The organism is Candidatus Ruminimicrobiellum ovillum (genome assembly GCF_002392975.1).
Classification (GTDB): domain Bacteria; phylum Elusimicrobiota; class Endomicrobiia; order Endomicrobiales; family Endomicrobiaceae; genus Ruminimicrobiellum; species Ruminimicrobiellum ovillum.
This window is the reverse complement of sequence record NZ_DGIC01000007.1, coordinates 16,301-32,318: the sequence shown is the minus strand read 5'-3', so window position 1 is coordinate 32,318 and position 16,018 is coordinate 16,301. Positions and strand designations below refer to the sequence as shown.

At 34.4% G+C, this 16,018-nt stretch carries 17 protein-coding genes; 16 read left to right on the top strand and 1 reads right to left on the bottom strand.

Going from position 1 to position 16,018, the window contains the following annotated elements; all coding sequences use genetic code 11:
- Window positions 1–5: 5 nt before the first annotated feature.
- From B2Y85_RS02465 to rpsI, 12 genes are all read left to right on the top strand, one after another.
- A complete protein-coding gene (locus tag B2Y85_RS02465; protein ID WP_372518893.1) occupies window positions 6–1,055 on the top strand; it encodes a peptidylprolyl isomerase in 1,050 nt (349 codons plus the stop codon).
- A gap of 3 nt (window positions 1,056–1,058) precedes the next feature.
- Window positions 1,059–1,988, top strand: a complete 930-nt coding sequence (pdxA, locus tag B2Y85_RS02460) for a 4-hydroxythreonine-4-phosphate dehydrogenase PdxA (protein ID WP_372518892.1) — start codon at window positions 1,059–1,061, stop codon at window positions 1,986–1,988.
- A gap of 502 nt (window positions 1,989–2,490) precedes the next feature.
- Complete coding sequence (gene infC, locus B2Y85_RS02455) at window positions 2,491–3,024, top strand: translation initiation factor IF-3 (protein WP_372518899.1); 534 nt, start codon at window positions 2,491–2,493, stop codon at window positions 3,022–3,024.
- A 21-nt stretch (window positions 3,025–3,045) separates the two neighbouring features.
- Window positions 3,046–3,246 (top strand): 50S ribosomal protein L35, encoded by a 201-nt coding sequence (gene rpmI / locus B2Y85_RS02450; protein WP_372518891.1) that lies wholly within the window; start codon window positions 3,046–3,048, stop codon window positions 3,244–3,246.
- 30 nt (window positions 3,247–3,276) lie between these two features.
- The gene (gene rplT / locus B2Y85_RS02445) at window positions 3,277–3,624 is read left to right on the top strand and encodes a 50S ribosomal protein L20 (protein ID WP_372518890.1); all 348 of its coding nucleotides are present in this window, start codon (window positions 3,277–3,279) and stop codon (window positions 3,622–3,624) included.
- A gap of 6 nt (window positions 3,625–3,630) precedes the next feature.
- On the top strand, window positions 3,631–4,950 hold the full coding sequence (locus B2Y85_RS02440) for a TrkH family potassium uptake protein (RefSeq protein ID WP_372518889.1): 1,320 nt from the start codon (window positions 3,631–3,633) through the stop codon (window positions 4,948–4,950).
- A gap of 23 nt (window positions 4,951–4,973) precedes the next feature.
- A complete protein-coding gene (locus tag B2Y85_RS02435) occupies window positions 4,974–5,666 on the top strand; it encodes a potassium channel family protein (protein WP_372518888.1) in 693 nt (230 codons plus the stop codon).
- A gap of 7 nt (window positions 5,667–5,673) precedes the next feature.
- The gene (locus B2Y85_RS02430; RefSeq protein WP_372518887.1) at window positions 5,674–5,946 is read left to right on the top strand and encodes a tetratricopeptide repeat protein; all 273 of its coding nucleotides are present in this window, start codon (window positions 5,674–5,676) and stop codon (window positions 5,944–5,946) included.
- A complete protein-coding gene (gene pheS / locus B2Y85_RS02425; protein WP_372518886.1) occupies window positions 5,939–6,961 on the top strand; it encodes a phenylalanine--tRNA ligase subunit alpha in 1,023 nt (340 codons plus the stop codon). Before B2Y85_RS02430 ends, pheS begins: the two co-directional genes overlap by 8 nt.
- A 31-nt stretch (window positions 6,962–6,992) precedes the next feature.
- Window positions 6,993–9,353, top strand: coding sequence for a phenylalanine--tRNA ligase subunit beta (gene pheT, locus B2Y85_RS02420; protein ID WP_372518885.1), 2,361 nt, complete (start codon window positions 6,993–6,995; stop codon window positions 9,351–9,353).
- 240 nt (window positions 9,354–9,593) lie between these two features.
- A complete protein-coding gene (rplM, locus tag B2Y85_RS02415) occupies window positions 9,594–10,022 on the top strand; it encodes a 50S ribosomal protein L13 (protein ID WP_372518884.1) in 429 nt (142 codons plus the stop codon).
- A 16-nt stretch (window positions 10,023–10,038) separates the two neighbouring features.
- Complete coding sequence (rpsI, locus tag B2Y85_RS02410; protein WP_372518883.1) at window positions 10,039–10,431, top strand: 30S ribosomal protein S9; 393 nt, start codon at window positions 10,039–10,041, stop codon at window positions 10,429–10,431.
- A gap of 152 nt (window positions 10,432–10,583) precedes the next feature.
- Here the strand turns inward: rpsI and gdhA are convergent, their stop codons facing one another.
- The gene (gdhA, locus tag B2Y85_RS02405) at window positions 10,584–11,921 is read right to left on the bottom strand and encodes an NADP-specific glutamate dehydrogenase (protein ID WP_372518882.1); all 1,338 of its coding nucleotides are present in this window, start codon (window positions 11,919–11,921) and stop codon (window positions 10,584–10,586) included.
- Window positions 11,922–12,216: 295 nt separating this feature from the next.
- On the opposite strand from gdhA, the gene B2Y85_RS02400 reads away from it, so the two are divergent.
- From B2Y85_RS02400 to B2Y85_RS02385, 4 genes are all read left to right on the top strand, one after another.
- A complete protein-coding gene (locus tag B2Y85_RS02400; RefSeq protein WP_372518881.1) occupies window positions 12,217–12,504 on the top strand; it encodes a co-chaperone GroES in 288 nt (95 codons plus the stop codon).
- A 161-nt stretch (window positions 12,505–12,665) separates the two neighbouring features.
- Window positions 12,666–14,297 carry a chaperonin GroEL gene (gene groL, locus B2Y85_RS02395; protein ID WP_372518880.1) on the top strand — a complete coding sequence of 544 codons (1,632 nt, stop codon included), beginning with the start codon at window positions 12,666–12,668 and terminating at the stop codon, window positions 14,295–14,297.
- 363 nt (window positions 14,298–14,660) lie between these two features.
- On the top strand, window positions 14,661–15,266 hold the full coding sequence (locus B2Y85_RS02390; protein WP_372518879.1) for an outer membrane beta-barrel protein: 606 nt from the start codon (window positions 14,661–14,663) through the stop codon (window positions 15,264–15,266).
- A 79-nt stretch (window positions 15,267–15,345) separates the two neighbouring features.
- Entirely contained in the window at window positions 15,346–15,945 is a 600-nt protein-coding gene (locus B2Y85_RS02385; RefSeq protein WP_372518878.1) for an outer membrane beta-barrel protein, read from the top strand.
- Window positions 15,946–16,018: the final 73 nt, after the last annotated feature.

Genomic DNA, 16,018 nt, shown 5'->3' with positions numbered 1-16,018 from the left:
ATAAAGTGAAAAAAATTTTATCATTGGTATGTATGATGTTTCTTATCAGCGGAGTTGCTTTTTCCGATGAAGTTGTTGATAAAACATTGGCTATAGTTAACGGAGAACCGTTAATGAGTTCGGAGTTCGATAAAATAGTTGAGCCTATGGTTCAACAATATATGGCAATGACACCGGTAACCGAACAATCCGATTCAAAAATAAATGAATTAAAAAATCAAATTTTGGAACAAAGAATTGATCAAATGGTTTTAACTCAGGAAGCTAAAAAACAAAAAATAAAAATTGTTAAAAGAGAACTTGATGAAGCTGTAAATCAAGTAAAAAAGAGATTTCCTAACGATGAAACTTTTCAGGCCGAATTAAAAAACGAAGGTTTAACTCAAGTCCAATTTGAAAAAAGAATAGAAGAACAATTAATGGTTCAAAAGCTCGTTGAAAGAGAAATGAAAAGCAACATAAAACAACCCAGCGAAACGGATGTTAAGAAATTTTATGATAATGTAAGAGCTAAGATGAAAGGTGAAAATTTGGGGCTTTCCAAGGAAGATGAAGAAACTGTTGATGCAGTTGCAAAATTGTTAAAAAGAATGTCTTCGGAACAAGTAAGATTGAACCAAATTTATATTAAGTGCGATAAAAATGCAACACCTCAAGAAAGAAAAGCTGCAGAAGGCAGAGTTGCAAGTGTTAAAAAAGAGTTGGCTTCCGGTGCAAGTTTTTCAGCAACATCCGAAAAGTATTCGGAAGATTCTTTACTTAAACAAAGAAAAGGTGATATGGGTTTTGTAGTAAAAGGTGATTTGGATAAAAGATTGGAAGAAAAAGCTTTCAGCATGACGGTAGGTCAATATACAAAAGAACCGGTACAAACAGATTCGGGTTATCATTTTATAAGAGTAACCGAAAGCAGAGCAAGCCAATCTTTTACATTTGAAGATGTAAGAAACGATTTGGCGGAAGTTTTGTACAGACAGAACGGTAAAAAACTTTACGATAAATGGGTTGAAGGTTTAAAAACAAAAGCAAATATAAAAATTAACCAAGTTTGGTAACAGATGTTAAAACCGAAAGTAGCAATAACAATAGGTGACCCGGCAGGTATAGGTCCGGAAATAGTTTTAAGGGCTGTAAATTCTTTGAAAGTTCAAAGGGTTTGCAGCCCTGTTGTTGTCGGTGACAAAAATGTAATATCAAAATATTTTGATATAAACAAAAAATCAAAAAAAGCGGAATTTGTTTTTTCTTCGAACTATTCCGAAAAATTTGTTTTGGGAAAACCGTCAAAAGTATCTGGACTTATAGCTTGTGATGCCATAAGACAGGCCGTAAAAATGTGTATGAACGGACAAGCAAAATCTATGGTTACAGCTCCCGTATCCAAAGAATCGTTTAAGTATGCGGGATTAAAATATTCCGGTCATACGGAATTTTTGGCCGCACTTACAAAAACAAAGAATTATTGTATGATGATGATTTGCGATAACATAAATTCGGTTATGGTAACAAGACATTTGCCTGTATCAAAAGTTTCGTCTGTTTTAACTAAAAAAGATATTGTTTTAACAACCGCGCTTTCGGCGGATTTCGTTAAATCTTTTTTAAAAAGAAAACCTGAAATTTTGGTATGTGCATTAAATCCTCATGCCGGTGATAACGGAATTTTAGGTAACGATGAAAAAGAAAAAATTATTCCGGCAATAAATACTTTAAAGAAAAAAGGATACAATATTTGCGGACTTTACCCTGTAGATGTTGCATGGGCAAAGTTCTTAAAATATAAGTATGATTTGCTTGTCGGAATGTATCACGATCAAATAATGTTACCTTTAAAAATTTTGAACCCCAAGAAAATAGTAAACGTTACCGCGGGACTTCCTTTTGTAAGAACTTCACCCGGACACGGAACGGCATTTGATATTGCTGGTAAAAATGTTGCCGATCCTTCTTCCATGGAAGAAGCAATCCTAAAATCAATTAGCAATTAGCATCATTGCGAAGGGCTTTAGCCCTGTGGCAATCTACATATATGTCTTTTAAAATTTCTCATTTACAAGTAAAAAAGCCATTCGTTTGAAAAATTTAAAGCCGTGCTCCAACTTGAAAAATCCTAACAGACTAATGTAACGGATTTTTCTTCAATCATATTCGCACTAAAAAACTTTTTTTGATTTATAGTTTTTTACTTTAAATTTTTCTACACTCATAGACGGCTTTAATCATGCTTGTAAACGAAAATTTAAAAAGTTTCATTAATTGTAAATTGTACATTATACATTGTACATTGCTTTGCTGTTGACTTTTTAAAATAATTTAATTATAATAATCAAACTAAATTGGTAAAGAAGTCGTCCCGACTCACCTTCACCTTACTTTTAGGGAAAAGGTTTTATAAGTTTAGAGTTATGGCAGTATTGTATATATGGGACGGGTATCTTTATCCGTTCTATTTTTTATTTTTGCAGGTGAAAGTCCTGCGAGGGGGATTGTATAGATATTCGAAGATATCGTACTAATCAGTACATAAGAGTACCGGAAGTAAGACTTATTGATGAGAAAGGCGAACAGGTAGGTGTAGTATCGATAGCGGTTGCTTTACAAAAAGCAAGGGATGCAGGGCAGGATTTAATAGAAATTGCTCCGCAAGCTAAGCCGCCAGTATGTAAAATTATGGATTTTTCAAAGTTTCGTTATGAAATGGCGAAAAAAGAAAAAGAGTCTAAAAAGAAACAGAAAAATATGCAGTTGAAAGAAGTCAGACTCAGAACAAGAATTGCCGAAAATGATTTTAATGTGAAGTTAAAAAAGATAAGAGATTTCCTTGAAGGCGGAGATAAAGTTCAAATAACGGTTATGTTTTCCGGAAGAGAAATGCAACATAAAGATTTAGGTCTTGCCGTTTTGGAAAAAGTTCAGGCGGCAGTTGAAGATATAGCAGTAGTTGAAGGTAAATTATCTTCTATGGGTACAAGGTCATTTGCAACTTTGACACCTAAAAAGAAAGATTCTAAAAATAAAAAATAAAATATTGGAGGAGCACTAATTATGCCAAAGATGAAAACTCATACCGGTGCAAAAAAAAGATTCAGAGCTACCGGAACAGGTAAATTGAAGTATAAAAAATCAGGTAACAGACATTTACTTACGGGAAATCCGGGTGAAACAACAAGAAAATTGAGAAAATCCCAAATAGTAGACGGTACCGATATGAAAAGAATGGCAAAGTTTATGCCTTACGCAAAGTAGTTTTTTTAAGAAAATTAAGGAGAAAAGATAATGAGAGTAAAAAACGTTGTTCAAACAAGACAAAGAAAGAAAAAAGTCTTTAGACTTTCCAAAGGTTATTATTCGGATAAAAACAATCGTTGGAGAATGGCTATTCAACAGGTTGAAAAGTCTTTGGTATATGCATATAACGACAGAAAAGACAGAAAAGGAACATTCAGAAGAATGTGGATAGTAAGATTGAATGCTGCAGTAAGAGAAGAAGGTTTGTCTTACAACAGATTTATTTCCGGTCTTAAAAAAGCAAATGTTATTTTGGATAGAAAAATGCTTGCGGAAATTGCGGTTACCGATAACGCAACATTTAAACAATTGGTAGAAATAGCAAAAGCTGCATAATGACGGATGAACGGATCACCTGTTAAAACTATAATTTTATTTTTTATAGCTTTAATACTTTTGGGAACAGCATTGTTGTGCCTACCTTTTGCAAGGCAAGATGGTGCTGCTTTCTCGGTGTTGACGTGTTTGTTTACCGCTACATCGGCAGTTTGTGTAACGGGTTTAACGGTTGTAGATATAGGAACTTACTTTACTCAATTCGGTCAGATAATAATACTTTTATTATTACAAATCGGCGGTCTCGGGTATATGTTGGTTTCAACAGGATTAGGTCTTTTAATAGGTAAGATGGCTTTAAAAGACAGAAAAATAATGCAGGAACTTTTTGATATAAGTTCTTTCAGTGAGCTCTTTAAATTATTAAAAAAAGCAGTATTTATTGTGCTTAATATAGAATTGTTGGGTGCGATAATTCTTACTTTCGGTTTCTTGAAAGATTTCCCTTTGGGAAAAGCAATATATTGCGGAATATTTCATTCCGTGTCCGCATTTTGTAATGCGGGTTTCAGCCCTTTCGGTAACAGTTTGGAAGGATTTTCAAATAATCCGACGGTACTTTATACTGTTGTAGCACTTGTTGTTTTGGGCGGACTCGGATTTTTTGTATTAGTGGATGTAATGGATAAAATCAGAGGCAAAAACATAAAACTTACTTTTCATTCAAAAGTAATTTTGTGGATGACCGCACTTTTAATAGGGTTGGGATTTGTTGCTTTTTGTGCAGGTCAGGCTTATATATTTATAAATCATGATTCTGCCTGGGGTTGGGTTGTAAACAATTCGATTTTCCAAGCAATAAGTTCAAGAACGGCGGGATTTAATTCTTTGCCGATGTCTACCATGACAACATTTACCGCATTTTTCTTAATAATATTAATGTTTATAGGCGGCGGACCGGGCAGTACTGCCGGCGGTATAAAAATTACCACCTTAACATTGGTCTTTGTATTTATAAGAAGTGTTATAAAAGGGCAGGATGATTATGTTCTTGCCAAAAAGAGTATGGATTACGATTTGGTAAGAAAAGCTCTTTTAGTTTTTATACTTATGATAGTGTTGGTTGTATTGTTTATTACTTTGATGTTGTTTGTAGAACCGCAACTTGACACATTGAAAGTTATATTTGAAGCGGTATCCGGTTTTTGTACCGTAGGGTTGTCTCTCGGTATTACTTCGCAACTGTCTGTAACGGGCCGAATATTGTTGATATTGGCTATGTTTGTAGGCAGAATCGGAGCAATAACGATACTTATATATTTGATGAACAGAAAACCTGTTGCAAACAATATAAAATATCCTGAAGGCAGAATCCTTATAGGATAAAAACTGTAACAAACGGAGAAATTATGGCAAAAAAACAATTTGGAGTGATAGGGTTAGGAACATTCGGTTCAAATGTTGCAAAAGAATTGGCAGCAAGAGAATTCCCTGTACTTGCGATTGACCATAAAGAAGAAGTAGTTAACAGAATAAGTTCTTTTGTAACACAGGCAATAGTTGCGGATGCAACCGATGATATATCGTTGAAAGATGCCGGAATTGCAGACTGCGATACGGTTATAATTTCTATGGGTGAAGATATTGAAACAAGTATTCTTGCAACCCTTATAGCAAAAGATTTGGGAGTGCCTAACGTAATTGTAAAATGTACAAGTATGTGGCATTCAAAAATTGCAGTAAAAATAGGTGCCGATAAAGTTATTTATCCGGAACTTGAAATGGCAAAAAAACTTGCGGAAAGTATGGCAAGTCCGAACATATTGGAACAGATAGAATTTTCCAAAGATTATAATCTTGTGGAAATAATTGCTCCGGAACCTTTTTGGAAAAAGACGATAAAAAGTGCAAACATAAGAAACAAGTACGGAGTAAACATAATAGCAATAAAAAGAAATGTTCCGTTTATAAACGATGACGGACAGAGTGATATTAAAGAAGAAACGAATATTGCTCCCGGTCCGGATGACGAAATATTGGAAAACGATATTTTGGTGGTTGTAGGAAAAGACGAACAGTTAAAAAAGTTTAAAAAGTTGTAGGTTATATATGGCAGAAGAAAGTACAAAGGAACAATTGTTGGAGTTGGCGAACTTTTATTTTTTGAACAGTAAGTTTGAAGAAGCGGAAATAGAGTTTTATAAAGTGTTGGAAAAAGATTCTAAATGTTGGCAGGCATACTGCAGTTTAGGGTTAATATACGAAGAAAGGCAAGATTTTATTAAAGCAAAACAGATGTACGATAAAACTCTTGAACTAAATAAAGAAAACAAGGTCGCAAAAGAACATATTAGTAAAATTACGGGAATGAACAATGAATAATAATATCAACGGAATACTTAACGAAGCATTAAACAAACTTCAAGCCGCACAACTTGCAGATATTGAAAATATCAAAGTTGAATATTTAGGTAAGAAAGGTAAAATTACCGAAATTTTAAAATCTCTTTCTTCGTTATCGATAGAAGAAAAGAAAGAAATCGGTTCGCAGGTTAATTTGGCAAAAACACAGTTAACCGAAGCGATGGAAGCAAAGAAAAAAGAGATAACAAACAAACTTTTAGAAGAAAAAATGAAAAACGAAAAGATAGATATTTCTACTGCTTTTTCGTTTAATTTTCCTAAAGGTCATTACCATATAATAAGTAAAGCAATAGAAGAAATGAGTGATATATTTGTTTCTTTAGGATTTAATGTTACCGGCGGCAGAGAAATAGAAACCGATTGGTACAATTTTGAAGCGTTAAATATTCCTAAAGATCATCCCGCAAGAGATACTCAAGATACATTTTATCTTGAAAATTCGGAAAATTTGTTAAGAACACAAACTTCGGCCGCACAAATACATATTATGGAAGAATCAAAACCTCCCATAAAAGTTATTGTGCCGGGAAGAGTTTACAGAAACGAAGCAACCGATGCTTCACATTCTGCAATATTTCATCAAATAGAAGGACTTGTAGTCGGTGAAGATATCACATTTGCACAACTTAAAGGAACATTGCAGTTATTTATAAACAGATTATTCAATCAGGAATTGCCTATACGATTTAGACCTTCACATTTCCAGTTTACCGAACCGTCTGCGGAAGTGGATATGAAATGTGTATTCTGCGGCGGTAAAGGTTGCAGAGTTTGTAAAGGCAGCGGTTGGATAGAAGTGTTGGGCTGCGGAATGGTACATCCTAACGTTTTCAGAGCAGTAAAATATGATCCCGAGAAATATACGGGATATGCTTTCGGGTTGGGTGTTGAAAGATTTGCAATGCTTAAGTACGGAATTGACGATATGAGAGTTTTATACGAAAACGATTTAAGAGTGTTAAGACAGTTTTAATTTGATTATAAAAAAGAGGAATATATAAAAAATGAAGATTTCATATAATTGGTTAAAAGAGTTAGTAGATTTTGATATGGAACCGCAAGACCTTTGTAAAATGCTTACATTTTTGGGCGTTGAAACAACGGTTGTAGGCGGCGGAACTAATTGGTCCGGAGTTATTACGGCAAAAGTTTTAGACAGGCAAAAACATCCTAATTCCGATCACCTTTCAATATGTAAAGTTAACGACGGAACAAAAGATTATCAAATAGTTTGCGGTGCACCCAATGTTGCAGCGGGGCAAACGGTTCCTCTTGCATTAATCGGTGCGGTGTTACCCGGAAATTTTACTATAAAAGCATCTAAAATAAGAGGTGTATCTTCCGAAGGTATGATATGTTCTAAAGAAGAGTTGGGATTGGAAGAAAGTTCCGACGGTATAATGGTGTTGGATGAAAAAACTCCTTTAGGTAAAAAACTTGAAGATGTTTTGGAAAAGCAAGATACAATTTTGGAAATAGAAATTACTACAAACAGAGGCGATTGTTTAAGCCATTGGGGAGTAGCAAGAGAAATTGCTGCAAAATTACAAAAAATCGTTACATTACCTCCGCTTAAAACAGCAAAATATACGGAAAAAAATCTTGTTGAAGTAAAAGACAAAGATTTATGTACAAGATATATAGGTTGTCATATAACAGGTGTAAAAATTGCACCTTCTCCCAAATGGATGAAAGATAAACTTGAAAGTTGCGGAGTAAAATCAATTAACAATGTTGTGGATATTACCAACTATGTTATGTTGGAATTAGGTCAACCGTTGCATGCTTTTGATGCTACCACTCTTTCGGGCGGAAAAGTTGTGGTAAGAAGAGCAAACGACGGTGAAAAGTTGGCAACACTCGACGGAAAAACTCACGAGTTGGATAAAAATAATCTTGTTATAGCAGACGGTTCAAAAGCACTTGCAATAGCAGGTGTTATCGGAGGACAAAGTTCTTCAATAACGGATGCAACCACCGAAGTATTTTTGGAAGCTGCGGTATTTAATCCCGGAAGTGTAAGAAAAACAGCAAGAAAATTAAATATTTCCACCGATGCATCTTACAGATATGAAAGAGGAACATCCTGGGAAGTTGCCGAAATGGCAAGTTGGAGAGCATTGAATCTTATAACGGAACTTGCCGGCGGAAGACTTGAAACAAGAGAAGATTATAACAGTCCCGACAACGAAAAAGTTGTAATAAACTTAAGAGTGGAAAGAGTAGAAAAACTTTTGGGGTATGCCGTTGATGAAAAAACAATAGCAAATATATTAAGATTTTTGGGTATAGAAATAAGTTCAAAAGTTCAAAATGTTCTTATAGCCGAAGTTCCTTCTTACAGAAACGATATTAAAGAAGAAGTTGATTTGATAGAAGAAATTGCAAGAGTTAACGGTTACGAAAATATTCCTATGGATATAGATTCCGGTATAAGTTCAACCGAACAAAAAGGATCGAATAAATTAATAAAACAAATAACCAATTCTTTGGTGGGACTCGGGTTCTGCGAAGCTATGAATTACAGTTTTGCCGAAATAAAAGATTTGGATAAATTATATTTAAAATATACATATAAAATTGCAAATCCGATATCAAAAGAAAACGAAGTTTTAAGACCTTCATTGTTGCCGAGCCTTATGAAAAATTTTGATTTTAATATAGGTCAGGCGACAACGGACATAAAATTGTTTGAAGTAGGCAAAATATTTGACGATAAAGGTGAAAGAAGAGTTTTGGGAATTCTTATGTCAGGCCCTGTATGGCAACCATGGTGGAACTGGGAATCATCAAAACAAAATCCTGTATTCGATTTTTATTTTGCAAGCGGTATTATATCAAACATATTACCGTCAAAAGAGTTTACGATAGCCGAAAACAGAACACCTGCAAAATATTATCATCCGGGAAAAACGGCGGCAATAGTTTATCACGGTAAGGTTGTCGGTCAATTCGGTGTTTTAAGACCGGATGTTGCAGAAAATACCAACGATGAAGTTATATATGCGGAAATTGAAACAGAAAATATAGAAAAAAATTATAAAAACAAAATTAATGCTTACGAACATGTAGCAAAGTTCCCTGCGGTAAAAAGAGATATTTCCGTTGTTGCAGATAAAACAATTAAGTTTGAAAAGATAGAAAAAATTATAAAACATGTAATGAAAGACGGCGGAATATTAAAAGATTGGTCATTGTTTTCCGTATATGAAAACGAGAAGTTGGGTGCAGGTAAAATAAGTTATTCGTTTAGATTAACTTACAGACACAACGATAAGACATTGAACGATACGGAAGTAAATAAAGATATCGCAATTCTTTTGGAAAAGTGGAACAAAGATTTGGGAATATCTTTGAGAAATTAGAACGACAGGTTATAGGGTGATAAGGTGATAGGGTTATAGGTTGAGAACAGCAACGACAAACAGCTAAAAAATAACCGATAACCCAATAAACCAATAACCCCATAAACTAAAATTTTGTGAAACAAAATTTTGTATTTGTATAATCCTATAGTTAACGAAAGAGTGGACTTTCAGTTGACTATGAGCCCAAAATTATATAAAATACAAATTTAATATACTAAATAGGTAGGTTCGACTAAAATGAAGAATGGTAAAACTTATCTTCCAAAAACGGAAGAAATAACAAGAAAATGGCATTTTATAGATGCTGATGGTCAGGTATTGGGAAGATTGGCAGTAAGAGTAGCAGCGTTATTAAGAGGAAAAAGAAAAGCAATTTATACATCTCATATAGATTGTGGAGACTTTGTTGTATTAACAAACGTTTCAAAAATTGTTCTCACAGGAAAGAAACTTGAACAAAAAACAGCTTTTTCGTTCTCGGGCTATCCTGGTGGAGCAAAATTAACTCCTTATTCAAAATTAATGGCAGAAAATCCTGAAAAGGCAGTAAGAATTGCAGTAAAAGGAATGTTACCGCAAAATAAATTAGCAGATAAACAAATGAAAAGATTGAAACTTTTCAAAGGTGCAGAACATACTCACCAAGCACAAGCAGTTACAAAATAAGGAGAAATAAAAAAATATGAATACAGGTTATTTAAAAGCAGGAAGAAGAAAAAATGCAGTTGCAAGAGTAAGAATGTCTGAAGGTACAGGCAAAATCGTTATAAACGATAAAACCGTTGAAGAATATTTTAAAGGTTTACAAAGAAACACAAAAATTGCTTTGAAACCTATCGAAGTATGGTCCGGTTCAAAGAAATATGATATTTATGTAAATGTTAACGGCGGCGGAGTTTCGGGACAAGCGGGAGCAGTCAGCCACGCATTGGCAAGAGCAATCTTAACAATAGACGAATCCATGAAAGATACATTGAGAAAAGAAGGTCTTTTAACAAGAGATCCGAGAATGGTAGAAAGAAAGAAACCGGGAAGACCGAAAGCAAGAAAGAGATTCCAATTCTCAAAGAGATAATACTTATTACAATACACAAAAAGGAAGGGGAAAAAATCTCCTTCCTTTTTTTTATTTACTTAAATAAAATAAAAACGGGAAGAACAAATTTCTTCCCGTTTTTATATCGTATTTTTACTTCAATTCTTCAAATCTTCCAAAGTTCTAATCTTTTAGATAAGTCCGTGAGCCAACATTGCTGTTGCAACTTTTTTGAAACCTGCAATATTTGCACCGTTAACCATGTTGCCCGGTGTTCCGTATTCTTCTGCAGCTTCTTTAGCATTTTTGTGAATGTTGATCATAATTTGATGTAATTTGTTATCAACTTCTTCAAATGTCCAAGAAAGTCTTTGAGAATTTTGTGCCATTTCAAGACCTGATGTTGCAACTCCGCCTGCGTTGGATGCTTTACCCGGAGCATAAGCAATTTTTGCATTTATGAATGCTTCTACTGCATCCGGTGTTGAAGGCATATTAGCACCTTCTACAACTGCAATTACACCGTTTTTCAAAAGTGTCTTTGCAGCTTCACCGTCAAGTTCGTTTTGTGTTGCGCATGGTAATGCGATATCACATTTTATTGTCCAAATACCTTTGCAACCTTCCGTATAAACTGCGCCCTTCTTCAAGTTTGCATATTCTTTTATTCTCTTTCTTTCAACTTCTTTCAATTGTTTTACTATAGATAAATCGATACCGTCTTTATCATATATGTATCCGTTGGAATCGGACATTGCAACAACTTTTGCTCCCAAACTTTGAGCTTTTTCTACTGCATATATTGCAACATTTCCCGAACCGGAAACTACAACTGTTTTTCCGTCAAAAGAAGTTCCTCTGTCTTTTAACATTTCGTTACAGAAATAAACAACTCCGTAACCTGTTGCTTGTGTTCTTGCAAGGGATCCGCCGTAGGTAAGACCTTTACCTGTTAAAACTCCGTGGAACACATTTCTTATTCTCTTATATTGACCGAACATATAACCGATTTCTCTTGCACCTGTTCCGATATCTCCTGCAGGAACATCTGTATCTGCATCGATATATTTGCAAAGTTCTGTCATAAAACTTTGGCAGAATCTCATAACTTCGTTATCTGATTTACCTTTAGGATCGAAATCCGAACCGCCTTTTCCGCCGCCCATCATTAAACCTGTTAATGAGTTTTTGAAAATTTGTTCGAATCCCAAAAATTTAATTGTACTTAAATTTACTGAAGGATGAAGTCTTAATCCGCCTTTGTAAGGCCCGAGAGCGGAATTGAATTGTACTCTGAAACCTCTGTTTACATGGAAAGCACCTTTATCATCCTGCCAAGGAACTCTGAAAATTATTTGTCTTTCAGGTTCAACGATTCTTTCAAGAATACTTGCATCTTGATATTCTTTGTGTCTTTCAATTACCGGGCTGATTGATTCCAAAACTTCTTTTACTGCTTGTAAGAACAAAGCTTCGCCCTGATTTCTTTGTTCTACTTCTTTCAACACTTTTTCTACGTAAGCGTTCATCTTTTTTGGCTCCTTATATAAAAATTTTTTACACAAAAAAATGAATAATTCATCCCGTGCTGCTTTGTGAAAGCATCCTTGCTTTCGTGAATTATTCAGTATTTTATTAAACATTATATAGTGTGATTGGAAAGTATTTTACATTTTTATTTTTTTATTTGTCAATATTTTTTTTGCATAAAGTATTGACAAAAATAAAAACTTGTTATATAATTAGCAATTGTTTAGTAAGAGTGCTAAAAATAAATTTTAATAAGAGACTCAAAAAATATAAATAGTTTAGGAGGAGAAAAAGATGAAAATCAGACCATTAGGTGACAGAATTTTGGTTAAAGCCGAAGAACCAAAAGAAAAGAAAATCGGCGGAATAATTATTCCCGACACCGCAAAAGAAAAACCGCAGGAAGGAACAGTTATAGCAGCAGGTAACGGCAGAATGGGTAAAGACGGTAAGGTTATACCTATGGATGTAAAAGTCGGTGATAAAGTTTTGTACGGCAAATATTCCGGAACGGAAGTTAAAATAGATAACGTTGCATACTTGATAATGTCACAAGATGATGTTTTAGGTATTTTGGAGTAAGAACGACAGGTTATAGGGTGATAAGGTGATAGGGTTATAAGTTTAACGACTAACGGCAAAACAACTAAAAAACAACTAAAAAACAACTAAAAAACAACTAAAAAACAACCGATAACCTAATAACCCAATAAACTTATAAACTAATAAAGGAGATATATAAAATGGCTAAACAATTAAAGTATACGGATGATGCAAGAAAAGCTATGAAAGAAGGTGTAGATAAACTTGCAAATGCAGTAAAAGTAACATTAGGACCTAAAGGAAGATATGTAGTATTAGATAAAAAGTTCGGTTCACCTACAGTAACAAACGACGGTGTAACCATTGCAAAAGAAATTGAACTTGAAGATCCTTTTGAAAATATGGGTGCACAACTTGTTAAAGAAGTTGCTTCCAAAACAAACGATATAGCAGGTGACGGAACAACAACCGCAACAGTTTTGGCACAAACAATGATAGGTGAAGGTTTAAGAAATATAACTTCAGGTGCAAATGCAAATCATATAAAGAAAGGTATCGATAAAGCAGTTGCAGCAGTTATAGAAGAAATTAAAAAGATAGCAAAAAAAGTTTCCAGCAAAGAAGAAATTGCTCAAATCGCATCAATTTCAGCAAGTGATAAAGAAATCGGTGATTTGATTGCAAACGCAATGGATAAAGTCGGTAAAGACGGAGTTATTACCGTTGAAGAAGGTAAATCCGCAGATACAACATTGGATGTTGTTGAAGGTATGCAGTTTGACAGAGGATATTGCTCACCTTACTTTGTAACAGATGCAGAAAGAATGGAAGGTGTGTTGGAAGATCCTTATATAATAATTACGGATAAGAAGATTTCTTCCATGCAGGAAATTCTTCCTTTGCTTGAAAAAGTTGTTCAAACAGGTAAAGGATTTATCATTATAGCGGAAGATATCGAAGGCGAAGCACTTGCGACATTGGTTGTTAACAAAATCAGAGGAACATTAAAAGTTATCGCTGTTAAAGCTCCGGGATTCGGGGACAGAAGAAAAGAAATGTTGCAGGATATCGCAATTCTTACTGGCGGAACGGTAATTTCCGAAGAAACAGGTTTAAAACTTGATGCAGCAACAATAGAAATGTTAGGTCAGGCAAAAAGAGTTGTTGTAGATAAAGAAAACACAACGATCGTTTCAGGTTTGGGCGACAAGAAAGAAATCGAACAAAGAATTGCTCAAATAAGAAAACAAATCGAAGAAACAAAATCGGATTACGATAAAGAAAAATTGCAGGAAAGATTGGCAAAGTTGGTAGGCGGAGTTGCAGTTATCAATGTTGGTGCGGCAACAGAAGCTGAAATGAAAGCCAAGAAATTTAAAGTGGAAGATGCAATGAATGCAACAAGAGCAGGTGTTGAAGAAGGTATTGTTGCAGGCGGTGGAGTTGCATTACTTAAAGCACAATCCGTACTTGACGGTATAAAAGGTGCAGACAGCGACGAACAAACAGGTATAAATATAGTTAAGAAATCTTTGGAAGGTCCTATCAGACAAATAATCGAAAATGCAGGTATTGAAGCTTCGGTTATAGTTGATAAGATTAAAAATAAAAAAGATGCTTCTTACGGATACAATGCAGATAACGACGAATTTGTTGATATGATAAAAGCAGGTATCGTTGATCCTGCAAAAGTTACAAGAACAGCATTGCAAAATGCAGCTTCAATTGCGGGACTTGTTCTTACAACGGAAGCACTTGTAACGGATATCCCGGAAAAGAAAGACGGACCGGCAATGCCTCCGATGGGTGGGGGAATGCCTCCGATGTATTAATAATTAAATGAGGCTACATTAGTACAAAAAAACAGAAGTATTTTGGCTACAATTTTGAAACGCAAGAGTTTGAGTATGATAAAACATACACTTCACTCTTGCGTTTCTTCATTTCGCCTAAAATCTATTCTGTTTTTTTATGTCCTTACATTCTTATGCTTATACTAAATAATAATTAGGGAATTTTTTGTCTCACTGACAAAACTTTCAGTTTTTTTTGCTATCCTTACATTCTTATGATTATGCTAAATAATAGTTTTTGATGTCCTTACATTGTTTTTTGACAAATTTCATTCTTTTTTTTATAATAACGACAAATTGTAAGTGAGAAGTTGCAGTAAAATTTATAAAAGGAGACAGTAAATGAAAAAAGGATTGTTGGTTTTGTTGTTGGCCGTAGCAATGGTAGCACCTGCATTTGCAGCAAAAGGAGACATGTTTATCAACGGAAAGTTGGGGTTGGGTGTAAGCAACAGTTTAAAAATGTCTGGTGCGGGTGAAATGCCTGACGATCTTCTTATGGGTATTAAAGCAAAAAATCCTATTTCTTTAGGTGCGGAATTTTTTTACGGATTAATGGATAATTTGTCAGCAGGTTTTGGTGTAAACTATACTTTTAACAGTGAAACAAATATAAATAGAGTAAAAGCAAAAATAGGAACAACAAATATTTATGTAGCAGTAAAACCTGAAGCAAAAATAGATTCTGATATTGTTTCAAGTATATATGTAATAGGTCAAATAGGTTTGGCAATGAACAGATGTGATATTGATGGTGTCGAAGATAATATGCCTTCAATAGACAGCGGATTATATTTAGGTGCAGGTCTTGGTACAACAATAAAAGATTGTGTTATTGTTGAACTTATATTTTCATCATCTAACGGTTCTGCATCACAAGATGGAGAAACTGCGGATGTTCAATATACCGCAACAACAATTAATGTAGGTTACAAATTCGCATTGTAATTCAGTTGTTAAACCGCGGTAGCGGTGTCATCCCGTACTTGATACGGGATCTATAAAAAAATATAAGGAGAAAAAAATAATGAAAAAAAGTTTATTGGCTTTAATATTAGCAGTAGCAATGGTAGTACCTGCATTTGCAGCAAAAGGAGATAAGTATATCAATGGAAAATTAGGTTTAGGTGTAAATAGTAATATAGCTGTTTACGGTATAGAAACTACGAGTAGTGATGTTTTTGAAGGTTTTAAAGTGGATATGCCTTTTATGTTAGGTGCGGAATTCTTCTATGGAATGAGTGATAATTTGTCTGTAGGTTTCGGTGCAAACTACGTTTTTGATACCTCTGCAAAAGTTGACTCTGAAATAAAAGGCGGAACGACAAATATTTATTTGGCAGTAAAACCTGAAGCAAAAATAGATTCCGATATTTTTACAAGCTTATATTTAATAGGTCAAATAGGTTTAAGTTTCGGAAGAACGGATTTGCCTGGAGAAATGTCTGGTATTGATTGTGATTCCGGTATTTACTTGGGAGCAGGTTTCGGTACAACAATAAAAGATGCAGTATTTGTAGAACTTGTATTCTCATCATGTAATGGTACTTTAAAATTGGGTCGTGACTCGGTGGATATACAATACAGTATAACATCTGTTAATGTAGGTTATAAATTTAATATTTAATAAAGTACATTATCTTTTGAATTTATACGGTGTTACAGCACGGCTCATTTACTTTTCAATGTAAACTTTGCCG

Bases quoted from the DNA above. Each gene is read 5' to 3' on its own strand.
- pdxA (WP_372518892.1), top strand. From the start codon at position 1,059: ATGTTAAAACCGAAAGTAGCAATAACAATAGGTGACCCGGCAGGTATA.
- rpmI (WP_372518891.1), top strand. From the start codon at position 3,046: ATGCCAAAGATGAAAACTCATACCGGTGCAAAAAAAAGATTCAGAGCT.
- rplT (WP_372518890.1), top strand. From the start codon at position 3,277: ATGAGAGTAAAAAACGTTGTTCAAACAAGACAAAGAAAGAAAAAAGTC.
- B2Y85_RS02440 (WP_372518889.1), top strand. From the start codon at position 3,631: ATGAACGGATCACCTGTTAAAACTATAATTTTATTTTTTATAGCTTTA.
- B2Y85_RS02435 (WP_372518888.1), top strand. From the start codon at position 4,974: ATGGCAAAAAAACAATTTGGAGTGATAGGGTTAGGAACATTCGGTTCA.
- B2Y85_RS02430 (WP_372518887.1), top strand. From the start codon at position 5,674: ATGGCAGAAGAAAGTACAAAGGAACAATTGTTGGAGTTGGCGAACTTT.
- pheS (WP_372518886.1), top strand. From the start codon at position 5,939: ATGAATAATAATATCAACGGAATACTTAACGAAGCATTAAACAAACTT.
- pheT (WP_372518885.1), top strand. From the start codon at position 6,993: ATGAAGATTTCATATAATTGGTTAAAAGAGTTAGTAGATTTTGATATG.
- rplM (WP_372518884.1), top strand. From the start codon at position 9,594: ATGAAGAATGGTAAAACTTATCTTCCAAAAACGGAAGAAATAACAAGA.
- rpsI (WP_372518883.1), top strand. From the start codon at position 10,039: ATGAATACAGGTTATTTAAAAGCAGGAAGAAGAAAAAATGCAGTTGCA.
- gdhA (WP_372518882.1), bottom strand. From the start codon at position 11,921: ATGAACGCTTACGTAGAAAAAGTGTTGAAAGAAGTAGAACAAAGAAAT.
- B2Y85_RS02400 (WP_372518881.1), top strand. From the start codon at position 12,217: ATGAAAATCAGACCATTAGGTGACAGAATTTTGGTTAAAGCCGAAGAA.
- groL (WP_372518880.1), top strand. From the start codon at position 12,666: ATGGCTAAACAATTAAAGTATACGGATGATGCAAGAAAAGCTATGAAA.
- B2Y85_RS02390 (WP_372518879.1), top strand. From the start codon at position 14,661: ATGAAAAAAGGATTGTTGGTTTTGTTGTTGGCCGTAGCAATGGTAGCA.
- B2Y85_RS02385 (WP_372518878.1), top strand. From the start codon at position 15,346: ATGAAAAAAAGTTTATTGGCTTTAATATTAGCAGTAGCAATGGTAGTA.